The following is a 21,713-nucleotide window of genomic DNA, read 5'->3' on the forward strand; positions in this document are numbered from 1 at the left end:
CCGTTTCGATTTTCCCCCTCCCTTCCCTACAGGAGGCCTTCGTAGAGCTTGGTGAGCCGTTCCGCGTAAGCCTGTTCTGAGAATTTGGCCGATTGCGCCTGTCCGCGCCCGACAAGCTCGGCGCGCAGCTCCGCGTCGCCGTCAAGAGCACGGATGCCGCGCATCATATCGACGGTGTCGGTGGGATCCACCAGAACGGCAGCATCGCCCGCAACTTCCGACAGCGAGGAACCTTTTGAAGTGAGGACTGGCGTACCCAGCAGCATCGCTTCGAGCACGGGCAGGCCGAAGCCCTCGTAGAGTGATGGGAACAGAACCGCCTTTGCTCCCCGGATCAGCGAGATCAATTGAAGCAGAGGTACATAGTCGAGGCGCCGGATACGGATATCCTCTTTCAGATGCCGACCGTCAAAAAGATAGCCGCGCGATTTGTGCTCTCTTATTTTCCGAAGATCGGCACCGTATTGCCAGCCCAGGCCTCCGACCACGACGAGCGGACTCCGGGTGTCGCTTGCAACGAAGGCGTCGATCAGGCGGGACAGGTTTTTCTTCGGTTCGATCGCCCCATAAAAAAGATAATAGTCTTTATAGTTTAGATCGTAGAAGCTCTTCACGATGTCCTCGACCTCATTCGTCGGAATTTCGAGAAGATCTTGGGGAATGGATACTGCTTGATAGGTGTTGACTACCTTTTCAGGGGAAACGCCCGTCAAGCCGATGATGTCGTTCCGCGAGGTCTCCGATACGGTCACGATCCTATCCGCGGTCTGCGCGAGATACCGGATCATATTCACAAAATAGCTCTTGTCGTCCGTTGTCGCCTCCGGCATGCGCAGGGGCACAAGGTCGTGAATCGTGTAGATATTCTTGGCGCCCGGCACGCTGAGCGGAATGACTTGCGTGGTGTGGAAGATGTCCGGCGGCTGGTCGAGAAGTATCCTGGCGCTTTTGCCGTAGCGCTGGAAATGCAGGCGAGCCATTTCGTGATAACGCGATGCGACATAGGCGTCCTGCACGCCACCGCTACGTTTCTCCCACTGCTCGGATTGGACGGAGATCTTGTCGCTTTCGAGCCGCACGGTCGGTATGCCAAAGGGCGCCCCGAGCATGCGGCGCAGCGTCGTGCCGACGAGCGCCTTGCGTCTTCCCGGAGGGCTGAAGAGTCCGGCCTCCGTAGATTGCGGATCACCCAGCCGAAGGCGGCGGTTCGTGTGCAGCAATCCCCCTATGTCGTAGCCGAGTTCCTTGGAGGTCTTGCAGAGATTGCGCGCATAGGTGGCGATGCCTGTCCCCGACGGGAGGGAGAGATTGTAGAGCTCATAGAGGATGCGCATTCCTCGCCTCCTTATTTCCCAGGTGGAGCAAGGCTTTGCGGGAAATCGTCTGCGTTCTGCAGGCGGTGTTGGGCCCCTTGGCGGACGGTATGCTGATGCCTTCCTCAGGCGTCGAAGACCGAACCGGGCGCTCTTCGATCCACTGGCTTGTGCGATCCATTCAGGCCTGTTCCCATTCGCACCACTGAACTGAGATTCCTATACGTCATATCAGTTCAAAATATAAACACTTATCAGTATCTTTCCTCATTTTCCGTCGATGATTTCGATCTTTGTGCCGTCCCCCTGGTCAATAAGTCCAGATGTTCCAGGTTGAATATTACCTCTTAAGACTTGGATTCGAGAAAATTCATCCTTATTCCCTGGAGCCGTTGAGAAGGAATAGGCAAAGTTCGGTTTCTTGGCTGCATCAAGAGGGCTTCTGTCTGTCATCGTGAGGCCGTTGAAGTGCAGTGTGGTGTTCAGCTGGTCTGGTGTGCCTCGTATCGCGGGAAGAGAACTGAACGGACCGCAATTGGCGCAGCTCGCCCGGACGGCGGCCGTCCGAGGCCAGGGAAATTTACCACCCCAGATTTTCGTGCTGCCGGCCAGTGCATTCGGTTGGTCGCAGATTGCGTCGGTGAGATAGTGGCTGCCACCGACGGCCCAGAAACATTCCAGTCCCGGGCTCGCTGCGTGCGGCGAGACGAGGTGAGCACCGTTGGAGTAGCGCGAGAACCAGAAGCCAACGCCCTGTGGCTCATAGGCCAGGCAGTTGATGCAGGTGGTCGAAATCAGGCCCGGCTGGACCTGGCCAAGATTGGCGCGGCGGTCTGAGCCGCCGAAGAAAAAGCCTGTACCGGCAATGCTGGAGCCATGCCAGGGATCGTCGGCAGCGGGATAGTAGCTGCTCATCTTGTCCGGCCGGAGAAAAGGCTTCTGGGTTACCTGGGCGTTGAAGCTGGCAGCATTGACGATCTGGGCCGATGCCCCGCCCCCTTCATCGACACAGAAGCCGATGCGCGAATAGCGGTCCTCGACATTGGTCAGGCGAGCAGCGACTCCGGAGCCGATGTCGATGCCGCAGCCTTGATAATAGTCCGGATCCCAATTGTGCCGGCCAGCGCCGGCATAGCTGGTGCGGGTATCGCGGATGGACACGCCCCAGGGCCCCAGAGACTGCTTGCCATTGGAGAGGTCGAAATTTGCGACCATGATATTGTTGTCGAAGCCGCGGGTCACTTCGGCTTCGGCGATCTCGCAGCGATCGCACATCACGAGGACGGCGACGGCCATGCCGTCATTCGCCTTGGCCTTGCCTTGTGGGTTGTCGACCAGGCCGGTGCCGGGCACGTATTTGATGGCGTCGTTCGAAGCGAGCGGAGCGAAGGCGGTATTGACGAATTGTCCGCCATTCATGTCGAACTTGCAGCCGATCACCTTCGCGCCGACCGCCGCCTGCGTCATGATCAGCGCTGGAGAGGCCGTGGTGCCCGGCCGGTCGACGACCAAGGTGGTGTTGGGCCCTTTGCACCGCAGCACCTGTCCCGGGGTTCGCATCTCGATCCAGCGGCTGCGCAAGGCATATTGTCCCGCCGGAAGCTCGACGTCCGCTCCGGAGGCCAGCAGGGCGTTTATGGCGCTTGCCGCATCGGCCTTGCCGAGTCCGGTCAGGGCTGTCTCTGCCGAACCGGGGTGGCAAGCCAACATGGCAGCGGCGATCCCCAAGAGGGCTGCATATAGGCGCATCGGGGAGACCGGGGACCGAGAGCGTTTTTCACCTGCCTTCGCGGGCAGGCCTTCGGTGCGATGTCGCCGCCACACCGGCTCAGGATCCCTGCTTGGCGCCGGCCGCATGCTTGGCCGGCAGGATACGGGAGACGTCGCCGTTGGCCTGGGCCCACCAGACATCCTTCTGCTTCTTCATCCTGAGCCAGACGCGGTCAAAATTGCGGCGCGCTTCCAGATAGGCATTCCGCAGATCCCATCCGCCCGCATAGACGGCCCTGAATTGCGAAACCAGCAATTCCAGATTGGGCAGTAATGTGTCGAGCTCGGCGGCCGCTTGATCGTCGGCGATATCCACCACGCTCGTGGCGACGAAGGGCCGGCCGGCCACCTGGCGGATCACCGCGAGCTTGCCTTGTTTGGAAAGCAGCTCCCCGAGGCCGAACATTTCCTGGGTGAGTGGGTCGCGTTTCAGCAGGCAGCGCACGACATGGAATACAAAGGCATCGCCTTCGAGGGGCCAGAAGTCGGCAAGGCTGTATTGCGCGCGCGCGTGGTTGATGGCGGACACGATAGGGCGATCGAACAGGCCGATCTCCGTCAGGCGGACATTCGCTCTCTCCAGGATTTGGATGATGCCCTGGTAGCGGGACAGGGGGCCGATCCGGGCTCCAATGCCATCGAAATTGAGATCGAGGCCAGCAGCTCGGGCGCTCGCATGCAGAGCCGCCTCCAGCCACGGGCCCGGGAGCAGCAGCAATTGCACGATGTTCCGATCCTGAGCGGTTCCGAATGCGGGCTGCCCCACCGTTGCAGTATCCTGGCACAGCTTGAGCCGCTTGACCCAGCGCTGCTCCAGCGTCTCGATCAAGGCGGTCGATGCCAGCTCGGTCTTCGTCAACAGCTCTCCCTGATCGTATATTTGCGCTTGGGCCGCGAATTCGAGCGCGGGTGCCTCGTCGTGGAGAAGTGCCAGCATGGCCACGACCTTGGCGGGCCAGGCAATGGCCGTTTCGTCGCGGAGATCCACTCCGAGGATGCGGATCATCTTGTCCCTGTCGGTCATGCTCGGTTCTCGCTTCAAGAAGCAGCGATAGGCATTCACGAAGCATTCCGTCATGCGGGGAAAGAAAAAGCTGTCGATCTCGTAGTGATCTTTCCAATATTGGATGCCGAGAGGGGCCGAGTAGGTGGTTTCGAATTTTCCGGGATTGTCCAGCTTCAATGTCTTGATCTGCGCAGCCCGGTCGGCGCTATCCGATTGTGTCTTCTCCAGATAATACAGGGCGTTTTCTGGCAGTCTGCGGCGAACCCTTGCCAGGAACTGCTCAAACGGGATCGCGAGCAGGGACCAGGTACTGAATGCGCTCTCGTCGATGAAGTTGCGGGCGCCGGTTTCCGACGCGACCTCGTGCAGCGACATAGCCAGCTTTGGCATCTCGACCGTCATCGGATGTTCGGCAGCATAGCGGGCGGCCCGGGCGCAAGCGCTCTGATAGACCTTTTCGTCGCGCATCCAGGCCATGAGGCCGGGCAGGTCGTGTTCGTCGGCGAAGATGGCGAATTCGCGCAGGTCCAGGAAGGGATTGTGGGGCGGCAGGATGACCGGCTGATGGAAGTTCATCACCAGGCGCGCTGTACCGCTGTTGTTCCAATGGTCGTAGTCATGCTGGGGCAGGTAATAGTAATCCGCCTCGGCGAGGCGCTGCATGAGTTCGGAATCTTCGACCCAGCCGGTGCCGAGGTTGCATTGGATGTTTCGGTCGGCAATGAGGCCCCGCAACTTCTCGACATCATATTCGCTGCCTGTGGCGACCGAGCCGACGAGCTTGCCCTTCAGCCGTTGGACGACATCCAGAAGCGCATCGAAATTCTTGCCACCCCATTGGAAGAAACCGAAGAAGCCGATGACAGGCCGGTCCCGTCGATTCAGCGCCTTCTCGCTGCGCACCGGCGTCGGAGCGGGCTGCATGCCGTGCTCCACCCGCAAGATGTTGAAGACGTTCCCGGCCGCCTCGATCGTGGTGACGACCGGAATCGGGCTCTCGAGCCAGAATTGCTGGCGCGGAAACATGATGACGTTGTCGCGATCCAGCAAGGAATGCATGAAGACCACGGGCCTCAGGCCATGAGCGCGGTGAAGCGCCAGGAGCTTGGTGATCAGGTCCGTGGTCGCTTCGCCCTCCGAAAGCTCGGGATTGTAGCCATCGAACAGGCCCGGGCCGTGATTGACAATGACCACGGCGTCGCGGAGTTGCTCCGGCGGATAGGTCTCGAGCACTGCTGTCGTGCGGACCCGGTGCGTTTCCAGGCCGAAAGTTTCGATGCTGTCGGCGAGATAGCGGGCATGTTCGCCGATTCCGCATCGTTTGAAGAAACTGGGGCAAAGAACGAAGACGCGCGTCGGTGGCTTGTCGGCGAAGGTCGCCAGGATGTCCCGGCCGCCGCGATAGCCGTAATGCAGATAGTGCTGTTCAGCAGAACTGATCAGGCCCAGATCCAGCAGCGTACGGACGTCGGCAAAACGGCCGACATAGGCCTGGGCGTCGAAGGATGGTGAGCCCGCCGTCGCGATCCTGGTGATCTCCGACCGACCTGCGGGAATGCTGGCCTTGGTGCGTTGACGCCCCTGCGGGTCGACGATCTCGATGACCTCTTCCTTGGTCCAGCCCAGTGCACCCAGTTCCGTAAAGGCATGCAGATTGTCTGGATCCAGGACCGCGGCCTGCAGATAGGCCGAGCTTGCCGCCGTGGCATCTTTCTTCAGCTTGAGGACATGGCCGAGCTGCAGATGCGTGTCGGAAATGCCGGGCGAGAGTTGGAGCGAGCGTCGATAGGCATCCTCCGCTTCCTTGAGGTGGCCGCTTTCCTTCATGGCATGGCCATACTGGACCCAGATCTTCCATAATTTGGGGTTGATCGACAGGGCCTCGCGATAGGCGGACGCTGCCGCCGTCCAGTCGCGCCGGCGGCTGGCGTCTCGCCCCTCCGAGACCCAGCGTTTTGAAGATCTGAAGCCGAACATCCTCTGGAGACCGTTCATAGTGCAGCTCTCTCGAAACTCAAGTTTTGCTCATTCTTTTGAGGCATATTGTGATCAGTCTATATGCAGATCACAATTATTGCGGAATTCGATAGAAGAAGATCGTATTTTTATAATTTAACTATAGCTTCCTCGTCGCAGACTATTTGTCCAACGTTCCTGATTTCCTCCCGTAACTCGGAGGGGAGGGCAGGCGGAGAAGCTGCGGTCTTTTTGCTGCCGGCGACACAGTGAGCAAAGAAGACGCGCATGACGTGATCAACGCCCAATAATGAGACGGAACGCAAGTCGTCGAGATAGTAATTTCGCGATGTCGCGGGGCTGGTGATAATTTCGTAGGAAGGAAAATAGGCAACCCCAGGCCTGGCGAGAGAAATTTCTTCTGCTGCTACACGCAGCGAGGCTTTACTGTATGTATTCGAGACCAATACGTGCTGATCGCGGTAGGTCGCGATCAGCGGCACGGGGGATACGGTGAAGATAAAGCGAGCGTTTGGGTTGACCTTTCGAATGAGGTCGATCGAGGCGCACAGATCCTGAACGATCTCCGCGGTGGAGAAGTTGACGAATTTATAGACAGACTCGTCGAAGGTGCCGCCTGCGACTCCCGGTGCGAGCGGGATCACGGCGCCATCGGCGATATGGACCCACCCTTCAGTCAGGCCGAGCGTGAACACGAGAACATCCAACTCCTCGACGAGCCGGCGAACCTGGCCCAGATGCGCCTCGCGCGCGGAGCGCATGGCGTCCGTCGAGGCGAAGCCCGACGGCTGGATCTGGGGACGGAAAGGATCGACGAAATGCCCGCGCCGGTCGCGCCATTCAGGCAGATCCGGTGAGAATTCACCGAAAGCCCGCTCGATCAGCTGCCGCAATTGCCGCGCGGTGTAGATATTCCCGTAGCGTGCGGAGTAAACGCCATAATTGTCAGCCTGGACCGCCTCCCTGGACATGCCGGCCGGGGGTGGCTCCGTCATGAAGTAGTTGAAGCCGTGTCGCTGCAAGGCCTGGGATATATGCTGCGCAAAGCATGAGCCGGCGGCCGCCACTTTGTGGTCTTGCGCGAGTTCGAACGGAAAACGTACGAGCGGATCGATCGCAAACGGGGGAATTGCGGCCACCGACTGCCGCCAGAAGTGATGCGATGGGAGACCGCGATAAGGATTCTCCGGCATTTTACCCTCCTTCAAGGCTCTCACATTGCTGCTTTGTCGAGGAAGGCAGCGAGACTCTCGTCTGCCAGCCACTGGTCGACGCGCTCGCAAAGCAGGTCGGTTTTTGGAAAGTGCTTATAGGATTCAAAACTCTTCGATACAAAAGTATCCAAAGTGAAGAATTGAGTATTTTCTTTCAAGGCGTAGTTCGGTTTTTTGAAAATGTATGAGCCATTGAAGGCGAATTTTGAGGCTACTTCCGTATATACAGGCCATATCGCATCCATCTGAGCCGGATCGACGACATAGTCTTTCCAATTGTTTTGGCGAGCTCGGATGCCAACTTTCTCGAGGAGAAGCTGGGCTATGTCAGCCAGAACGATCAATTTCGCGTGGTTGATGGAATGCATGAAGCATCCCTCGCGGCTCCAGCGTGCGAGGTTTTCGGTCAGGTCGAATCCGAGGCGTTTGCCATTGGCCAATAGCGCGTCTGTAGAGGAATCCCAAAAATCAAAATATCCAAGTCTCTTATAGACGTTCTCTTTGAAGAGGTTGAGAGTTTCGATAACAGTATAATCCCTCTTGTATGCATACAATGCTATGGCCGAATTGTATGGTCCAATTGGAGATAATATAAAATTAGAATTTTCTCTCTTTTTATTCGAAACATAAACCAAATCGGGATGGAAAGCGGGAAATACGACGATGGGAAATTCGACGACGTTTGGGAGATCTTGACGAAGCCGTTCGAGGTTGGCGCCGGGGAAATTTCCAAATGCAACGTCTTGAACGAATACGTGATCGAAAGTTGCGAGGTCTCGAACAAAATCCTCGTAAGAACTAATCCAGTTTTGAATTTCCCACGAAATTGATTGCTTGATAAAAGAATTGGGGAGGAGGTATTTTAGTATTTCTGCCACGCCGAGAGCCTGACAATTTCCTACGACGGCAATTCGCGGCATATTTACCTCTGATCTCATAATTCCTGTTGGGCCTTGGTGCTTGCGTGCACGAAAACTTCTTCCCCACTTTCGTGCCAGGACATGAAACGGACTGGGCGCCGGCCTCGCGATCGTCATGAGATGATCGGATGAACCGATTGTGCCGCGCGTTCGGTGCGGGGGACGAGTGGTGCGCGGCCCGAGCGGAGCCTTCCCTTATGTTCGTACATAGATACTTTCATATAGGCAGACATTGAATCGGATATGCGACAATTGGGTTGATAGCGAGACTCTAGGCGATCAGAAATGTGGCTTTTTTGCAGGGCTATATATGTATATATGTGTCAATAAGTCTTTAGTATTAGGCGTTGTGGAATTTCATGAGCCTGGAACGACTCGAATCGCATTATGGTGTTTGACAAGTGCGATCGAGGGTGCTTGGTCATGATTGATATGCCGCTTCGGCATTGACGAGACACTCGGTGACAGACGAAACTCTTCAGCGATATCGCCATTTGGTGACCGAGGTGATCCAGGTCGAGCGGGCCTGTAGGGCCCGAGCGTAAATTTGGTCACATTGGCAGGTTATGGCGCGTTCAGCCAACACGCGGACAGGTAGGGCGGTTTGCCGGTAAACCTTCTTCAGCCGAAGCTCGGTAGCTCTCAGGGATTTCGCAGGAAGGGAGGCGCCAAGCGTAGCCTTAGGGAGCTATTGCGCCCCCGCACGATGTTTCTCATCGGGGTTGGCATACCGACGCTCGTGGCGTTGATTTACTATGGTTTCGTTGCCACCGATCGCTATGTTTCCGAGGCTAGTTTCGTCGTCAGAGGTATTTCGAGCAGTCGGACGTCGGGATTGGAAATGTTCTTTCGAACGTTTGGGCTGGCGAGAACTCAAGATGACACCAACGTCGTTCAAAATTATTTACTGTCCAGAGATGCTGTTCGGGCCCTGGAGAAACAGGTGCCATTGCGTAGCTATTTTTCTCCCGCGGGAGCGGATATAATCTCGAGGTTTCCTCGATTCTGGGCGGGAGAAAGCTTCGAAGATCTATATGATTACTATCTCGATCGTGTGAGTGTCACGCAGCAACCCTCCAAGGGGATTTCGGTTTTGCGTGTCCAGGCCTTCGAACCGGCGCAAGCCAAGGCGATCGCCGAGGTACTGCTGAAGCTCGGCGAGGCCAAGGTCAACGAGATGAACGAGCGCGCACATGGTGACGCGATTGGCTCGGCCGAGCGTGATGTCGACGGTGCGGAAACTATTCTCAAGAACGCCCAGCAGGCTCTCGCAGATTTCAGAAATGCGGAGTACCTGATCGACCCAGGCGCGAATGCCCAATCCGTGCTTCAAACGATCACGACTTTGTCTACAGCCCTGGCAAATACCAGGGCTCAGATTGCGCAATCGTCCAAGAATGCGCCGGCGAACCCGGCTGCTTCCGCACTGGAGACCCAAAGCGCGGCCTATAGCGCGGGGATCGAGGCCGAGCGCGCGAAATTGGCCGGTTCGGCCGCTGCCCTGGCATCAAAGCTCGCCACCTATGATCGGCTGATCCTCGAACGCACCATGGCCGAAAAACGCCTTGCGGCGGCAATTTCGTCCTTGGGGTCGGCCCGTCAGGAGGCTCGTCGCCAGCAGATCTATATCGAGGAAATCACCGAGCCCAATCTTCCCGATAAATCCACCGAGCCGCGCCGGCTGCGCATGATCGCAACCTTCCTGGTGTTTTCCTTCGCGCTGACCGCCGTTGGGTGGCTGTTGGTCACGGGCTCGAAGGAGCATGTGTCGGAATGACCCATAGCGTCCCTCAACTGCCCCCCATCCGCAAGGAGGCTCGCGCGAAGGGCTTCCTGCACGGACTGGCCATTCAGCTGCGTGTCATCGGTGCCTTGATGATCCGCGAGGTGATGGCGCGATATGGCCACGAGAATCTCGGTTTCTTCTGGATCATCGGCGAGCCGTTGCTGCTCACCCTGGGCGTCATGGTTCTCTGGACGTTTACAGGACAGAGCCATGGCGGGGAGGAGGTCGGCGTCATTCCATTCGCGCTGACGGGATATTCGTTCCTGACGCTGTGGCGGCACCTCGTCTTCAAATCGATGCGCGTCATGACCAATGGTTCGCCGCTTGTCTATCATATCTATGTCAAATATTTCGACATCCTCCTGGCGCGTGGCCTCCTGGAGGTCATCAGCATCTTTGCTGCCTTCCTGATCGCTCTCTTGCCGCTGTGGTTGGTGGGGCTGTGTCCCGGTATCAACGATCCGCTGCTTCTGGTGGTCGGCTGGCTGCTGTGCTCCTGGTTTTCCTTCTCCTTTGCGCTGATCATCGCCGCGGTTTCTGAATTCAGTGAAACGGTCCACCAGATTGTTGGCCCGGCAATGTATCTGACCATGCCGCTGACGGGCGCCTTTTTCCTGGTCGATTGGCTGCCGCCGCGTGCTCGTGAAATCATGTTGTGGTCGCCAATGGTCAATGGCGTTGAAATGTTCCGGGCCGGCCTGTTTCCGCCGGACGTTCCGACCGAGTGGGATGCAGGGTACATCGTGGCCTGGAGCCTGGCCCTGACCGTGATCGCGCTTCCGCTCGTGCGCTATGCCGAGCGCAGGGTCGAGAGTGCTTAGGAGTGATGTCGTGAAAGACGATCAGGAAAACACGACATCCTTGCCGCCGCCTCTGCAGGAGATCGTCCTGCGTCCGGTACGACCGGTTGCCTCCGCTGCCGGGCGTTCGCTTGTACAGGATGGGCAGGTTTCGGACACCGACAGAGAGATCATTCCGTACGAGGAAGCCGGCACCAAGACGGGTTCGTCGCCGCCGTTGCTTTTCCTGTTGTCATTCGTGCTGCCGATGCTGGCCGGCTTCATCTACCTGTTTTTCGTGGCTTCGGATCAGTATGTATCCGAAGCTCGTTTCATCGTTCGGTCGGTTACGACGGGTACGGGCGACACGGCGGCGGCTTTGCTCGCCAGCCAGGGCCTGGCCCGTGCCGGCGATGAAGCCTATATCGTCGGCGATTACGTCACTTCCCGCGACCTGCTCGCCAAGCTGGTTCAGCAAAACGATCTCAAAACCATCATTGCCAGGAACGAGGCCGACATCTTCAATCGCTACCCGCGATTTTGGGAGCGCGATAACAATGAAGAGCTCTTCGCCTATTTCAAGCGCATGGTCAGCGCCGAGGTCGACCCCGTGACGGGCATCTCGACGGTGAAGGTGACGGCTTTCAGGCGGGAGGATGCGCAGGCCATTGCCCAAGCCCTGCTGACCAATGCAGAAGGGCTTGTCAATGTTCTCAACCGTCGGGCTCAGGAGAATGAGCTTTCCTATGCCGACAGTATGGTTCTGCAGGCCGGCTCGAAGCTTCAGGCCGCCGAAACCCGCCTTGCCGATTATCGCAACAGCAACGGTATCGTCGATCCGGAGACCGAGACATCGGCGGCGATGAAGACCATCACCAGCCTGTCGACCGAACTGTCCAAGGCCCAGATCAATCTCAGTCTGCAGCTCGCGCTCACGCCGAACAGTCCGGCGGTGTCGAAATTGAGGGAGAGTATCCGGGCCCTGACGGGTGAGATCGACAATCAGAAGCAGCTCATGGCCGGCGGTACGACATCCATTGCTGCCAAGATGGCGAAGTTCGAGCAGTTCACTCTGGAACGGGACATTGCAGCGCGTGCGTTGGCCAGCGCGGAAGCGAATCGCGACAGGGCCCGGCAGGACGCGCAGAAACAACACCTCTATCTCCAGCGTATCGTCGAGCCGAATGCACCGGATCAGGCTGCGTTTCCTCAGCGATTCCTGTTGCTGGGCGCATGCTTCCTGGTCTTTGGGGCGATTTTCGTGTCATTGCGGTCGTTGAGGAAGATGATCGAGGAGCATGCCGTATGACCTTGCTGCCCCGCTCCGTAAAAATAGCCGGTCGATCCATCGTCCCGACCGGCCGATTGCCGGTCTCCAGCAAGGCGGAGTTCGCGCCTCGGCCCGAAAGCGATCGCCCTGCTGCGTCGATCGCTTCGAGACGCGGCATCCATGTCCAGAGCCTGGTGAAGGAATATCACACGCCCATCGGAAGAAGGAGGGTGCTTGACGGTATCTCCTTCGATGTTCTTCCCGGCGAGAAGGTTGCGGTCCTGGGGCGAAACGGTTCCGGCAAGTCGACATTGGTCAAATTGATCAGCGGTGTGGAGCCGATGACGTCCGGCGACATCGTCCGAAACATGTTCATGTCCTGGCCTCTCGCCTTCTCTGGGGGCGTGGAAGGTTTGATGACCGGGATCGACAATGTGCGTTTCATCGCGCGCCTCTACAACCGCCCTTTTCGCGATGTCATGTCCTTTGTGGACGATTTTGCCGAGCTGGGGCGCCAGATCGAGATTCCGGTGAGGAATTATTCCTCGGGTATGCGCATGCGATTGGCATTTGCGCTGACATTGGCGATCAATTTCGAGTGTTTCCTCATCGATGAGGTTCTTTCAGTCGGAGACCAGCGCTTTCACCGCAAATGCCATGATGCGCTTTTTCATACCCGGCGTGATTGCGCGATGATCCTCGTAAGCCATGATGTCAATATTATCAGGGAGTTCTGTGACAAGGCTTTGGTTCTCAAGAATGGTCGTGGCCGATTATTCTCGGATGTCGAAGAGGCGTTGAAAATATACGAGACGCTGTAAGATATGATTGTTATATCATTTGGAACGCCTTCCGCGCTTTCTTACGCCGTCGAGCGTATTATCGAAAGCATTTCCAGCGAAATTACTCCCGGTCATGCGCATATCTATGCGGTTTCCATTCAGGATCTCAAAAACCGCTGGGACCAGCTGGATGAAGCACGGAAGGAAAATGTAACTTTCTTTTCTGACCTGCCATCATCGCATGTGGTGAGCCTATTCACGCGCCCTCATACCCCGATTGTAATTTCCACGGACGCTTTTGCTGTTTTGGTTCGATATATTATGGCGGACCGGCAGGCAGATTTCATAAGTGCGATAAGATTGGCCAGTCGGGCTATATGCATGATCTGCTTAAGCACAAGAAGTCCTAATATTTTATTCCTGTCCAGCCAGAGATACAGCCAGTCACTCTTTGCGTTCGTTGAGGCGCTGGTGAATCACTATGGACTAAATTGCTCAACAGAGCAGTTCCAGAACATCCTCACTCGCCTGTCTGTTCCAAGCTGTGCAAATCCAAAACTCGAAGACTACGTAAAAAGCCAATTTCCAAAAATTGTAGAAGCTGAAACCGGGAATGCAATTCAAACTCAGAATGAGGAGTTACTCGGAAAATTATCCAATGCCTATGATGCGTTGATCAATAGCGAAAGCCTTCCAAAAATTTCCTGGCCCAGGGAACTGTTTTTGGAGGCTCCGAATTTTCAGACGCTCTCGGCACGGATCGACCTTGCGGGTCCGGCACGAATACTCATTCATGGCCCCTATTTGCATCTTCCGGCCGGCAAGTGGACTGCTGAGGTGGAGATAGAGGTCGGCGAATGTCAGTCCCAGAACCGGATCGTGGTCGATATCTTCTCTGAAGGACTTCTTGACCACGGCATCATGAAGCTTCCGCCACAGGGACTTTTCTCCTTTGAGCTCTCCTTTGTCGTCGATGATCCCTTCAAGCCGATCGAGTTGCGCTTTCATCTGAAGGAGGGGGCGATTGAAGGCTACTTCATCCTCAATTCCGTGCAGCTCGTTCCGGCGGCTTCCGATTCTTCGGATGCTGCATCGGGTCCAGGCGATGACGGGCTTCGTTCTCCCTCACCGCATTGACAACCACCCGATTTCGGCACCGACCCCATTGCTCCGCCACCAGCTTCACAATGATGTACGGAGCGGCGGCGCCTTCGATGGTGGTGATCGAGTGCGCCGCCGGCCGTCCTTTGGGCATGCAGCTTGCCGGCACTGCCGCTTAGCGACCCCGCCCGTCAGTAGCCGACGGTGAAGCGCGCCCGGCTGTGGGCGGGCTTTTCGATTTCGTCGGCCAAAGCGATGGCATAGTCCTCGAAGGAGATGCTGCTGCCCTTGTCGTTGGTCAGGAGCCGGTCGCTGCCCAGGCGGAACTTGCCGGTACGCTCGCCCGGCACGAACAGGGCCGAGGGGGAGAGGAAGGTCCAGTCGAGATCCTTCTCCGCCCGCAGGATGCCAAGGAACTCGGCGCCCTTGGTCGCCTCTTCCTTGTAGATGGCCGGGAATTCGGGCGTCGACACCAGGGTGACCCCGGGGGCGACTTCCAGGCTGCCGGCGCCGCCGACCACGAGATAGCGCTTCACGCCGGAAGCGCGCACTGCCTCGATCAGGGTATGGGGATCGCTGGCGGTGAAGTGCACGCTCGAGATGACCGCGTCATGGCCCGCGAGCAAAGCGGCAAGGCCGACCTTGTCGTGGACGTCGCCCTTGCGGGCCGTGACCTTCGGGTTAGCAGGCACCTTTTCGGGATGACGGACGATGGCGGTGACCTCATGGCCGCGGCTGACGAGTTCGGCGAGGATGCGCGAGCCGGCATTGCCGGTGGCGCCGATCAGGGCGATTTTCATCTGGCTTTCCTTTCGGTTGCGGGAATTCTTGGTGCGAGGCGGGGCGGTCAGCCCCATTTCATCTCGCCCTTGACGACCTTGGCGCTCAGATCGAGCGAGTCGAGGCCGCCGAGCTTGGGATAGAGCGCCTTCATCGCCTCGATCAGCGCCGCGCTGTCCTTGGCCTTCTCGGCCTCGCGGTTGAAGGCGGCGATATAGTCGCGGGTGAATTTGACCGCGGCGAGACCCTCGGGAGCGCCTTCGGCGTGATGGGCTGGCACCACGATCCTGGGCTTGCGGGCGGCGATGGCATCGAGGCCCCGGACCCAGGCCTGCCGGGAGCCGGCGTCGGCATTGTCGGCCAGCCAGACATGGCCGCCGGAACTGACCAGCACGCCACCGAACACGGCCTTGAGGTCGGGTACCCACAGATAGCGCCGGTCATGCATGTCGGGCACTTCGACGATCTCGATGCGATGGCCCTCGAGGTCGAGCGCGGTGAGGTCGGATGGGGTGGGGATCACCACCTCGGCCAGGTTGCGCGGGCCGTTGTCGCCGAGCTTGGGGCCCCAGACCTCGAGCTTGCCCTGGACGCTGGCCTTGATCGAGGCGACCGTCACCGGCTTGGCGATCACCTTGGCGGCGGGGAAGGCCTCCACCACCGGACGCAGCGAGAAATAATAATCGGGGTCCGGGCAGCTCACATAGATGGTGGTCAGCGTCCTGCCGCTGGCCTTGATGGCCTCAGCCAGTTTGCGGCCATCCGAGAGGGTGAAGCCGCCATCGAGCAGGATGGCCTCCTTGCGGCCCGTCAGCAGCACAGGCATGCGCGAAAAGCCTGCCTCGTCGGCCTGGAAGGCACGCCAGGCGAGCTTGCCGCCGGCGGCTTCGGCCGGGGCGAGGGGGAAGAGGGCGCCGGCGCCGAAGAGGGCGGCAAGCTTGATTGTGTCGCGTCTGCTGATCACGGGTCTGTCTCTCCGGTCGATGTCGGTCAGGCGTTGAGATGGGAAACGAGATTGTCGAAACTGCCGAACAGGGCGTTGGAGGCGATCAGCCGCTGCCGCCCGTCCTGCCGGGTGACGAGGGCCGGCACCCCCTGGGCGCCGAGGCTGGCCATCAGGGCTCGCCCTTGCGCGATGCGGGCGCGGTTGGCGGCGAGCAGCGCTTCGTCCGGCGTGGCGAGGCGGTCGGCGGCGGCCGGGAAGCCCGCCTCGCGCAGGACGGCGACGAGGCAGGCGAGGGACGTCGTGTCCAGGCCCTCGACATAGCGCCCGGCTTGGATGGCCGCGAGGGCGTCGAGTTCGCGCTCCGGTTCGGCCAGGGCCACGGCTGATAGCGCCAGCGTGGCCGGGCCCGAATCGAACAGGCCGTTTTCGGCATCCAGCACCTGATTGCGGTAGGCCTCGGTAAAAGGCTGACCGGTGAGGCGCTCGATGCGCTGGTCATTGGACCAGGCATAGGCGGCAAAGCCCGCATCCATCGGCCGGGCGCCCGACCTCGTGAACAGGCCGGTCGGTGCAGGGCTGATGGAGACGCCCGCGGCGCGCAGGCGCTGCAGCATCGGCGAGGCGCCATAGCACCAGCCGCAGAGCGGATCGAACAGATAGGTCACGGTCGGGTCGGAAGAAAGCGGCGTGGACATCGAAATCTCCTCGCCACGAAACATGGGCTGCCAATTGCGTCAGAAAAATACCGAACAATTTGACAGAGTGTCTGATTGAATCAGACAATGGGCGTGATGCGCACCGCATCCCCTTGGTCCGCCGCCAGCAAGGCCGGAGACAGGCGCTCAGGTGCAGGAGACGATGTCCGAGCTTCTCAATCTCAACCGGCTCGCCTTCTTCACCGCGGTGATCGAGACCGGCTCCTTCACGGCAGCGGGGGAGAGGCTCGGCGTTGCCAAGGCGGTGGTCAGCCACCAGGTCGGCAAGCTCGAGGAGGAGCTCGGCGTCACCCTGATCCTGCGCACCACCCGCCGCCTGCAGGCGACGGAGGCGGGACGCGCCTTCTATGACCGCGCCGCCCTGATCCTGCGCGAGGCCGAATCCGCGTTCGGGGAGATTTCCAAGGACGCAGCCGAGCCGACCGGCACTCTCACCCTGGCGGCGCAGATCGACTATGGCGGCGCGGTGGTCGCGCCCGCCATCGCCGCCTTTCGCGAGCGCTTTCCCCATATGCGGGTGGCGGTCGCCTTCGACGATACCCTGGTGGATCTGGTGGATGCGCAGGTGGATGTCGCCGTGCGCGTCGGCTGGCTGGCCGATTCCTCGAACCAGGCCCAGAGGCTCGGCACGTTCCAGCAGCATCTGGTCTGCTCGGCGGCGCTTGCTGCTCGCCTGCCCGCCGATCTCGACCCGAAGGGCCTGGCAGGGCTGCCCTTCGTGGCAAACCATGCCTTGCGCACGCCGACGCGCTGGCTCTTCTCGCGCGGAGAATGGGAGCGGGAGACGGTGGAGGTCACCGCCGTCGTCGACGCGGACAAGACGCCCACTTCCTATGCCATGGTGCTGGCGGGGGCGGGCCTGTCGGTGTTTCCGGATTTCCTGGTTGCCGGCGACATCGCCACCGGCCGGCTCGTCCGCCTGCTGGCCGACTGGACACTGCCCGCGGGCGGCATCCATGTGGTCTACCCGGCCGCGCGTTTCCGCCCGGCCAAGGTGCGCTTGTTCGTGGAGATCCTCAAGGGCCTCGAGCGGGCACGGAGCAAGCCGTAGGTGACGGAAATGGCCGCAATCAGCATCGTTTCGTGCCGCCCCTCACCCTTACCCTCGCCCCGCAAGAAGCGGGGCGAGGGGGCTTTGGCGATGCGCCTGTATTGAAACAGCTTCATCTCGCCCAACCGTCGATCGAGATGAGAGATCTGATGATTACTCGCGACACTTGTGCGTCCCTCGCCCCGTTTACGGGGAGAGGGTAAGGGTGAGGGACGGCGCAAGTTTATTGACGTGGGGAATGCACCCCTCACGCCCGTGCAGATTTTTCTTCCGGCAGGATCATCTCGTTGGGGACGTTGGCGCCGCCGCGGGCCAGGGCGTAGTAAACCACCGAGGTCACCACCAGGCTGACGATCCAGGAGATGTCGGCATCGTCGAGCATCTTGGCGATCGGCCCTTCATAGAGCGCCTGGTTCAGGAACGGGATCTGGATCAGCACGCCGAAGAGGTAGCAGCCCAGCGCCGTCCAGTTATAGGCGCCGTAGCGGCCCGAGGCATCGTAGAGGGCGGGAACGTCCACCTTCTCCTTGGAGATCAAATAGTAGTCGACGAGATTCACCGCGCTCCAGGGCACGAACACGGCCAGCAGCAGCAGCATGAAGTTCTTGAAGGCCGAGAGGAAGTGGGCGCTGGCGAACAAGGCGATCGCCACCGAGCCGGCCACGAACAAGAGGATATAGGCCATGCGGGCCGCCTGCGACACGCTGCGCTGGCCAGCATAGGCGCTCACGGTGGTGAGCAGGGTCATCGAGCCGCCATAGGCATTGAGGCAGTTCACCGTCAGCTTGTTGGTGACGATGACGACATAGACCAGCACGGCCACGCCCGGGCCGGCGAGCTCGCCGAGAAAGCCGACCTGATTGGCCAGGAACTTGCCGCCGAGGGCCGCCACCACGGCGCCGAAGGTCATGGCGATCTGGGCGCCCACGGCCGAGCCGAGCAGCGTCGACCAGAAGGTTACCGAGGCCGGGGTGGAGGAAGGCAGGTAGCGCGAATAATCGGCGACATAGGGTGCGAAGGTCAGCTGCCAACCGGCGCCGAGCGCGATGGCGAGCAGGAAGGTCGCCATGGTGAAGGGCTTCTGGCCGAAGGCATCGGCGACATTGTACTGCCCGAACAGCTTGAAGGTGAGATAGGCAAAGCCGAGGATGCCGACCACGGTGGCGATCCGGCCGATCACATGGATGAGATTGTAGCCGATCACCGCCACGATCACGGTGATGACGCCGAAGGCGATCATGCCGAAGGCCGGGTTCTCCACGCCGAACATCAGGTTGATGGCCTGGCCGGAGAGCACGGTGCCGGTGGCCGCAAAGCCCAGATACATCACCACGGTGAGGAGGAGTGGCAGGGTGGCGCCCTTCACGCCGAACTGGGCGCGGGAGGAGATCATCTGCGGCAGGCCGAGCCGCGGACCCTGCGCCGAATGCAGGGCCATCACCGCGCCACCGAGGAGGTTGCCGATAGCCAGGCCGATGATGGCCGTGAGCGCTTCGGCACCGAACACGATCGAGAGCGCGCCGTCGACCACCGCGGTGATCTGCAGATTCGCGCCGAACCACAAGGTGAACTGGTTGAAGGGAGAGCCATGCCGCTCGCCCTCCGGAATCCGGTCGATCGTCCGTTTTTCGATCGCACCCGTCTCTGCCGCCATGCCGCCCCTCCCAAGAGCTGATGTGCAAACACTATGATAGAATATGTATATACAAGTTATTTCAATGCGCGCGGGAAAGAGCAGAGTCAAGGGGGATTCTGCGGCAGAAACCGCGCGTTGCGGGGCGCGGGTCCCGTCGGCGATGGTTCTCGTGCGCAAGGCGGGGGGCCGTAACAAAGGTGCCCCTGTTCGACCGACATCGCGTGACGGACGGGCCTGAGCATGCCTCTTTCCTCCATCCCGATCAGGGTGATGGCCGTGCAGCGGCAGACCATAGTCGGAAGAAGGATGATGCCCGTCGTGCCCTGGCGCAGACATGGGAACATCCTGGCTCCGAGCGTTGTTCTGCCGGGGCAGAATGTTGCAATCCCGTGCCGCACCAAAACGCCGAGGAATTCCGCATGAGCGATGACGAGAAAGCCATTCGGAGCGTGGTCGAGGGCTGGATGCAGGCAAGCAGGCGAGGCGATCTCGCCGCGATCCTCGACCTGATGACGGACGATGTCGTCTTCATGGTCCCGGGCCGGGAACCCTTCGGCAAGGAAGCCTTCGTGGCGGCATTCAAGGGGCTCGACGGGGTGAAGATGGAAGGCAGCAGCGAGATTGCCGAATTGAAGCTGCTGGGCGACTGGGCCTTTATCCGCAACCATATCAACATCACGGCGACGCCGCCCGGCGGCAGCGCCATCCGCCGATCAGGCTATACGCTCACGCTGCTGCGCAGGGAGGCCGATGGCCGGTGGCGCCTGGCGCGCGACGCCAATCTCCTGGCCACGTTATCGGGCTGAGGCGCCTCGGCGGGGCTGAAATGGCTGTCTGGCCGAAATCGGATGGGAGCAGCCTCGCTTTGCGCCCATAGCGCTTTGCTCTAGGCCTTGCGCGCCACGATATAGGGGCGGTTGTCGTCCCCCTTGCCTGCATGGTTCTCGATGGCAAGGATCTCGAAGCCGGCAGCGGATATCCACCGGCTGAGTTCCGAAGCCCGAAACACGCCGGCATAAGGTGCCTGGCCGACCACACGCATGAGGGGCAAGGCAAGCCGGATGAGCGGATTCATCTCACCGACACAGGGCGTCTTGGCGATGAACAGGCCCTTTGCCGCCAGCAGGGCATGGATGCAGCCCAGTGTGCCGGGAAGGTCGCGAACCAGATGCAGATAGTTGAAACCGAGAACCGCGTTGAACGCGCCGGCATCGGGCATGAGCGCCTCGGCGGTCGCGACGCGAAAAGCCAGGGCCGGGATGGAGGCGGCGGCGTGTTTCTCTTCGGCGATGGCGATCATGCCGGTGGAGATATCGGTCGCGAGATAGGCCTGAACGCCCCCCGCGAGCCGAAGGGCCGTCGTGCCCGTGCCGCACCCCAGTTCCAGCACCCTGTCGCCTGGTTCCAGCAGGGCCCGGGTCCGCTCCAGCGTGCGCTCATAGCCGGCCTGATCGGCAACCGCGCTCCTGGCGTATTTACGCGAACTCCGGTCCCAGAAACGCGCGTCGCTGGCCAGGCTCATGATGGAAAGCTCCTCGCCCGAGATCCTTGCCGGAGAAACGCCATGGTGCGGATGGCCGGTTTTCATGGCGCCGTTCGATGGCGGCAAGAAGGCGAAGGGCGGAAAACGAAAGCGCGGGCATAACCTGCCTTGCGGGGATTGTGCCCTATGGCCTCACGCGGCGGGTTTCGTCACGCGGGAGACCGCGGCTTCGCCGAGATGCTGTACGAGGAAGGGAACGACGCGCTCCAACGCAACCCCGGTCGGCACCGGATGGTCATAGAGGTCATAATGCGACCAGCCTTCGACCACGACCATTTGCTTGTTCTTGGAGGCGGCGCGGCCATAGATTTCCATGCCGTCGCGATAGGCGCCGAACCCGCCGGGCTTGTCGCCGACCACCACCATCATTGGCTGAGTCAACAGCGTTTCGGCGAAGGCGAAAGCATCCCACGCCATCGCGGGGGCGGCGTGTGAGAACAGCATCCTCGTGCCCGATCCTTCGGCTGGGCAACGGTTGCGATAGTAGTCGGTCGCCTCCAGCACGTCGATGTCCGTGATGCCGGCGGCCTTCCCCTGTTCCACACTGACGGGCAGGAAGATGTCGATCCGCTGGCTTGCACCCGCAATCTCGGCGCTGCGCTGCGCAGCCATCGCTTCGAGTGCACCGACCGGATCGAAATTGCTGAAGCCTTCGCGCATCAGCCGCCCGAAGTTCACGCCGGTGATGCTGACCAGTGCCTTGATCCGTTTGTCGATGATCGCGGTCTTAATCGAATAGCCGCCACCGCCGCAGATGCCGAGAATGCCGATCCGGTCGGCGTCGACATAGGGCAGGGATTGGAGATAATCGATGACGTCGCGATAGTCCTTCACGCGCTGTTCGGGATCTTCGATCCAGCGCGGTTCACCGCCGCTGCCGCCCTGGAAGCTGGCATCGGGGACGATGACCACGAAACCAGCCTTCGCTAGCGCTGCGCCATAGATGTTGCCGGAGGTCTGTTCCTTGCAACTACCGATGGGGTGGTTTGAAACCACCGCCGGATAGTGCTTGCTGGCATCGAAATTGGGTGGGAAGTGCAGATTTGCCGCGATGTCCCAATACATGCCGGGATTGCGAATGCGCACGGTTTCCATGGGTCTCTCCTGTCGGATCGGGCGGGCT

The 21,713-nt window shown here is 60.0% G+C and carries 18 protein-coding genes; 7 read left to right on the forward strand and 11 right to left on the reverse strand.

Annotated features, from left to right (window positions below; genetic code table 11):
- Positions 1-26: 26 nt before the first annotated feature.
- The 5 genes from ACIGJE_RS05125 to ACIGJE_RS05145 form a co-directional block, all read right to left on the reverse strand.
- The gene (locus tag ACIGJE_RS05125) at positions 27-1,334 is read right to left on the reverse strand and encodes a glycosyltransferase family 4 protein (protein WP_311934758.1); all 1,308 of its coding nucleotides are present in this window, start codon (positions 1,332-1,334) and stop codon (positions 27-29) included.
- A 246-nt stretch (positions 1,335-1,580) separates the two neighbouring features.
- Positions 1,581-3,041: a hypothetical protein gene (locus ACIGJE_RS05130; RefSeq protein WP_311934757.1), complete on the reverse strand. Its 1,461-nt coding sequence runs from the start codon at positions 3,039-3,041 to the stop codon at positions 1,581-1,583.
- 100 nt (positions 3,042-3,141) lie between these two features.
- Positions 3,142-6,084, reverse strand: coding sequence for a glycosyltransferase family protein (locus ACIGJE_RS05135; RefSeq protein WP_415082899.1), 2,943 nt, complete (start codon positions 6,082-6,084; stop codon positions 3,142-3,144).
- A gap of 110 nt (positions 6,085-6,194) precedes the next feature.
- Complete coding sequence (locus ACIGJE_RS05140) at positions 6,195-7,259, reverse strand: GSCFA domain-containing protein (protein WP_311934755.1); 1,065 nt, start codon at positions 7,257-7,259, stop codon at positions 6,195-6,197.
- Between the two features lie 20 nt (positions 7,260-7,279).
- Positions 7,280-8,200 (reverse strand): WcbI family polysaccharide biosynthesis putative acetyltransferase, encoded by a 921-nt coding sequence (locus ACIGJE_RS05145; protein ID WP_415082901.1) that lies wholly within the window; start codon positions 8,198-8,200, stop codon positions 7,280-7,282.
- A 706-nt stretch (positions 8,201-8,906) separates the two neighbouring features.
- Here ACIGJE_RS05145 and ACIGJE_RS05150 point away from each other — a divergent pair.
- The 5 genes from ACIGJE_RS05150 (at position 8,907) to ACIGJE_RS05170 (ending at position 13,954) form a co-directional block, all read left to right on the forward strand.
- Positions 8,907-9,977, forward strand: a complete 1,071-nt coding sequence (locus tag ACIGJE_RS05150; RefSeq protein ID WP_311934753.1) for a KpsE/RkpR family capsule polysaccharide export protein — start codon at positions 8,907-8,909, stop codon at positions 9,975-9,977.
- A gap of 98 nt (positions 9,978-10,075) precedes the next feature.
- The gene (locus tag ACIGJE_RS05155; RefSeq protein ID WP_367623726.1) at positions 10,076-10,807 is read left to right on the forward strand and encodes an ABC transporter permease; all 732 of its coding nucleotides are present in this window, start codon (positions 10,076-10,078) and stop codon (positions 10,805-10,807) included.
- Positions 10,779-12,074, forward strand: a complete 1,296-nt coding sequence (locus tag ACIGJE_RS05160) for a KpsE/RkpR family capsule polysaccharide export protein (protein ID WP_483679449.1) — start codon at positions 10,779-10,781, stop codon at positions 12,072-12,074. Before ACIGJE_RS05155 ends, ACIGJE_RS05160 begins: the two co-directional genes overlap by 29 nt.
- Entirely contained in the window at positions 12,071-12,856 is a 786-nt protein-coding gene (locus tag ACIGJE_RS05165; protein WP_415082906.1) for an ABC transporter ATP-binding protein, read from the forward strand. Before ACIGJE_RS05160 ends, ACIGJE_RS05165 begins: the two co-directional genes overlap by 4 nt.
- A 3-nt stretch (positions 12,857-12,859) precedes the next feature.
- Positions 12,860-13,954 (forward strand): hypothetical protein, encoded by a 1,095-nt coding sequence (locus ACIGJE_RS05170; protein WP_394314854.1) that lies wholly within the window; start codon positions 12,860-12,862, stop codon positions 13,952-13,954.
- A 155-nt stretch (positions 13,955-14,109) separates the two neighbouring features.
- Here ACIGJE_RS05170 and ACIGJE_RS05175 read toward each other — a convergent pair whose 3' ends face one another.
- The 3 genes from ACIGJE_RS05175 to ACIGJE_RS05185 are packed head-to-tail and all read right to left on the reverse strand — an operon-like array spanning position 14,110 to position 16,339.
- Complete coding sequence (locus tag ACIGJE_RS05175) at positions 14,110-14,718, reverse strand: NAD(P)-dependent oxidoreductase (RefSeq protein ID WP_415082907.1); 609 nt, start codon at positions 14,716-14,718, stop codon at positions 14,110-14,112.
- A 47-nt stretch (positions 14,719-14,765) separates the two neighbouring features.
- Positions 14,766-15,662, reverse strand: a complete 897-nt coding sequence (locus ACIGJE_RS05180) for an MBL fold metallo-hydrolase (protein ID WP_415082909.1) — start codon at positions 15,660-15,662, stop codon at positions 14,766-14,768.
- 26 nt (positions 15,663-15,688) lie between these two features.
- Positions 15,689-16,339, reverse strand: a complete 651-nt coding sequence (locus tag ACIGJE_RS05185) for a DsbA family protein (protein ID WP_415082911.1) — start codon at positions 16,337-16,339, stop codon at positions 15,689-15,691.
- A 163-nt stretch (positions 16,340-16,502) separates the two neighbouring features.
- Between ACIGJE_RS05185 and ACIGJE_RS05190 the strand changes: the two genes are divergently transcribed.
- Positions 16,503-17,411, forward strand: coding sequence for a LysR family transcriptional regulator (locus ACIGJE_RS05190; RefSeq protein ID WP_415082913.1), 909 nt, complete (start codon positions 16,503-16,505; stop codon positions 17,409-17,411).
- A 247-nt stretch (positions 17,412-17,658) separates the two neighbouring features.
- On the opposite strand, the gene ACIGJE_RS05195 is transcribed toward ACIGJE_RS05190, so the two are convergent.
- A complete protein-coding gene (locus tag ACIGJE_RS05195; RefSeq protein ID WP_311934744.1) occupies positions 17,659-19,065 on the reverse strand; it encodes a purine-cytosine permease family protein in 1,407 nt (468 codons plus the stop codon).
- Between the two features lie 401 nt (positions 19,066-19,466).
- Between ACIGJE_RS05195 and ACIGJE_RS05200 the strand changes: the two genes are divergently transcribed.
- Complete coding sequence (locus ACIGJE_RS05200) at positions 19,467-19,853, forward strand: YybH family protein (RefSeq protein ID WP_415082917.1); 387 nt, start codon at positions 19,467-19,469, stop codon at positions 19,851-19,853.
- Between the two features lie 80 nt (positions 19,854-19,933).
- On the opposite strand, the gene ACIGJE_RS05205 is transcribed toward ACIGJE_RS05200, so the two are convergent.
- Together ACIGJE_RS05205 and ACIGJE_RS05210 are read right to left on the reverse strand one after the other, a co-directional pair.
- A complete protein-coding gene (locus ACIGJE_RS05205; RefSeq protein ID WP_311934742.1) occupies positions 19,934-20,569 on the reverse strand; it encodes a class I SAM-dependent methyltransferase in 636 nt (211 codons plus the stop codon).
- 153 nt (positions 20,570-20,722) lie between these two features.
- Positions 20,723-21,685 carry an alpha/beta hydrolase gene (locus ACIGJE_RS05210; protein WP_483679450.1) on the reverse strand — a complete coding sequence of 321 codons (963 nt, stop codon included), beginning with the start codon at positions 21,683-21,685 and terminating at the stop codon, positions 20,723-20,725.
- Positions 21,686-21,713 lie beyond the last annotated feature (28 nt).

This window comes from Labrys sp. E2SS-1L (genome assembly GCF_057073705.1).

Excerpts from the sequence above, each read along its gene's own strand:
- ACIGJE_RS05125 (WP_311934758.1), bottom strand. The coding sequence starts at position 1,334 with ATGCGCATCCTCTATGAGCTCTACAATCTCTCCCTCCCGTCGGGGACA.
- ACIGJE_RS05135 (WP_415082899.1), bottom strand. The coding sequence starts at position 6,084 with ATGAACGGTCTCCAGAGGATGTTCGGCTTCAGATCTTCAAAACGCTGG.
- ACIGJE_RS05140 (WP_311934755.1), bottom strand. The coding sequence starts at position 7,259 with ATGCCGGAGAATCCTTATCGCGGTCTCCCATCGCATCACTTCTGGCGG.
- ACIGJE_RS05145 (WP_415082901.1), bottom strand. The coding sequence starts at position 8,200 with ATGCCGCGAATTGCCGTCGTAGGAAATTGTCAGGCTCTCGGCGTGGCA.
- ACIGJE_RS05150 (WP_311934753.1), top strand. The coding sequence starts at position 8,907 with ATGTTTCTCATCGGGGTTGGCATACCGACGCTCGTGGCGTTGATTTAC.
- ACIGJE_RS05155 (WP_367623726.1), top strand. The coding sequence starts at position 10,076 with ATGATCCGCGAGGTGATGGCGCGATATGGCCACGAGAATCTCGGTTTC.
- ACIGJE_RS05160 (WP_483679449.1), top strand. The coding sequence starts at position 10,779 with ATGCCGAGCGCAGGGTCGAGAGTGCTTAGGAGTGATGTCGTGAAAGAC.
- ACIGJE_RS05165 (WP_415082906.1), top strand. The coding sequence starts at position 12,071 with ATGACCTTGCTGCCCCGCTCCGTAAAAATAGCCGGTCGATCCATCGTC.
- ACIGJE_RS05170 (WP_394314854.1), top strand. The coding sequence starts at position 12,860 with ATGATTGTTATATCATTTGGAACGCCTTCCGCGCTTTCTTACGCCGTC.
- ACIGJE_RS05175 (WP_415082907.1), bottom strand. The coding sequence starts at position 14,718 with ATGAAAATCGCCCTGATCGGCGCCACCGGCAATGCCGGCTCGCGCATC.
- ACIGJE_RS05185 (WP_415082911.1), bottom strand. The coding sequence starts at position 16,339 with ATGTCCACGCCGCTTTCTTCCGACCCGACCGTGACCTATCTGTTCGAT.
- ACIGJE_RS05190 (WP_415082913.1), top strand. The coding sequence starts at position 16,503 with ATGTCCGAGCTTCTCAATCTCAACCGGCTCGCCTTCTTCACCGCGGTG.
- ACIGJE_RS05195 (WP_311934744.1), bottom strand. The coding sequence starts at position 19,065 with ATGGCGGCAGAGACGGGTGCGATCGAAAAACGGACGATCGACCGGATT.
- ACIGJE_RS05200 (WP_415082917.1), top strand. The coding sequence starts at position 19,467 with ATGAGCGATGACGAGAAAGCCATTCGGAGCGTGGTCGAGGGCTGGATG.
- ACIGJE_RS05205 (WP_311934742.1), bottom strand. The coding sequence starts at position 20,569 with ATGAGCCTGGCCAGCGACGCGCGTTTCTGGGACCGGAGTTCGCGTAAA.
- ACIGJE_RS05210 (WP_483679450.1), bottom strand. The coding sequence starts at position 21,685 with ATGGAAACCGTGCGCATTCGCAATCCCGGCATGTATTGGGACATCGCG.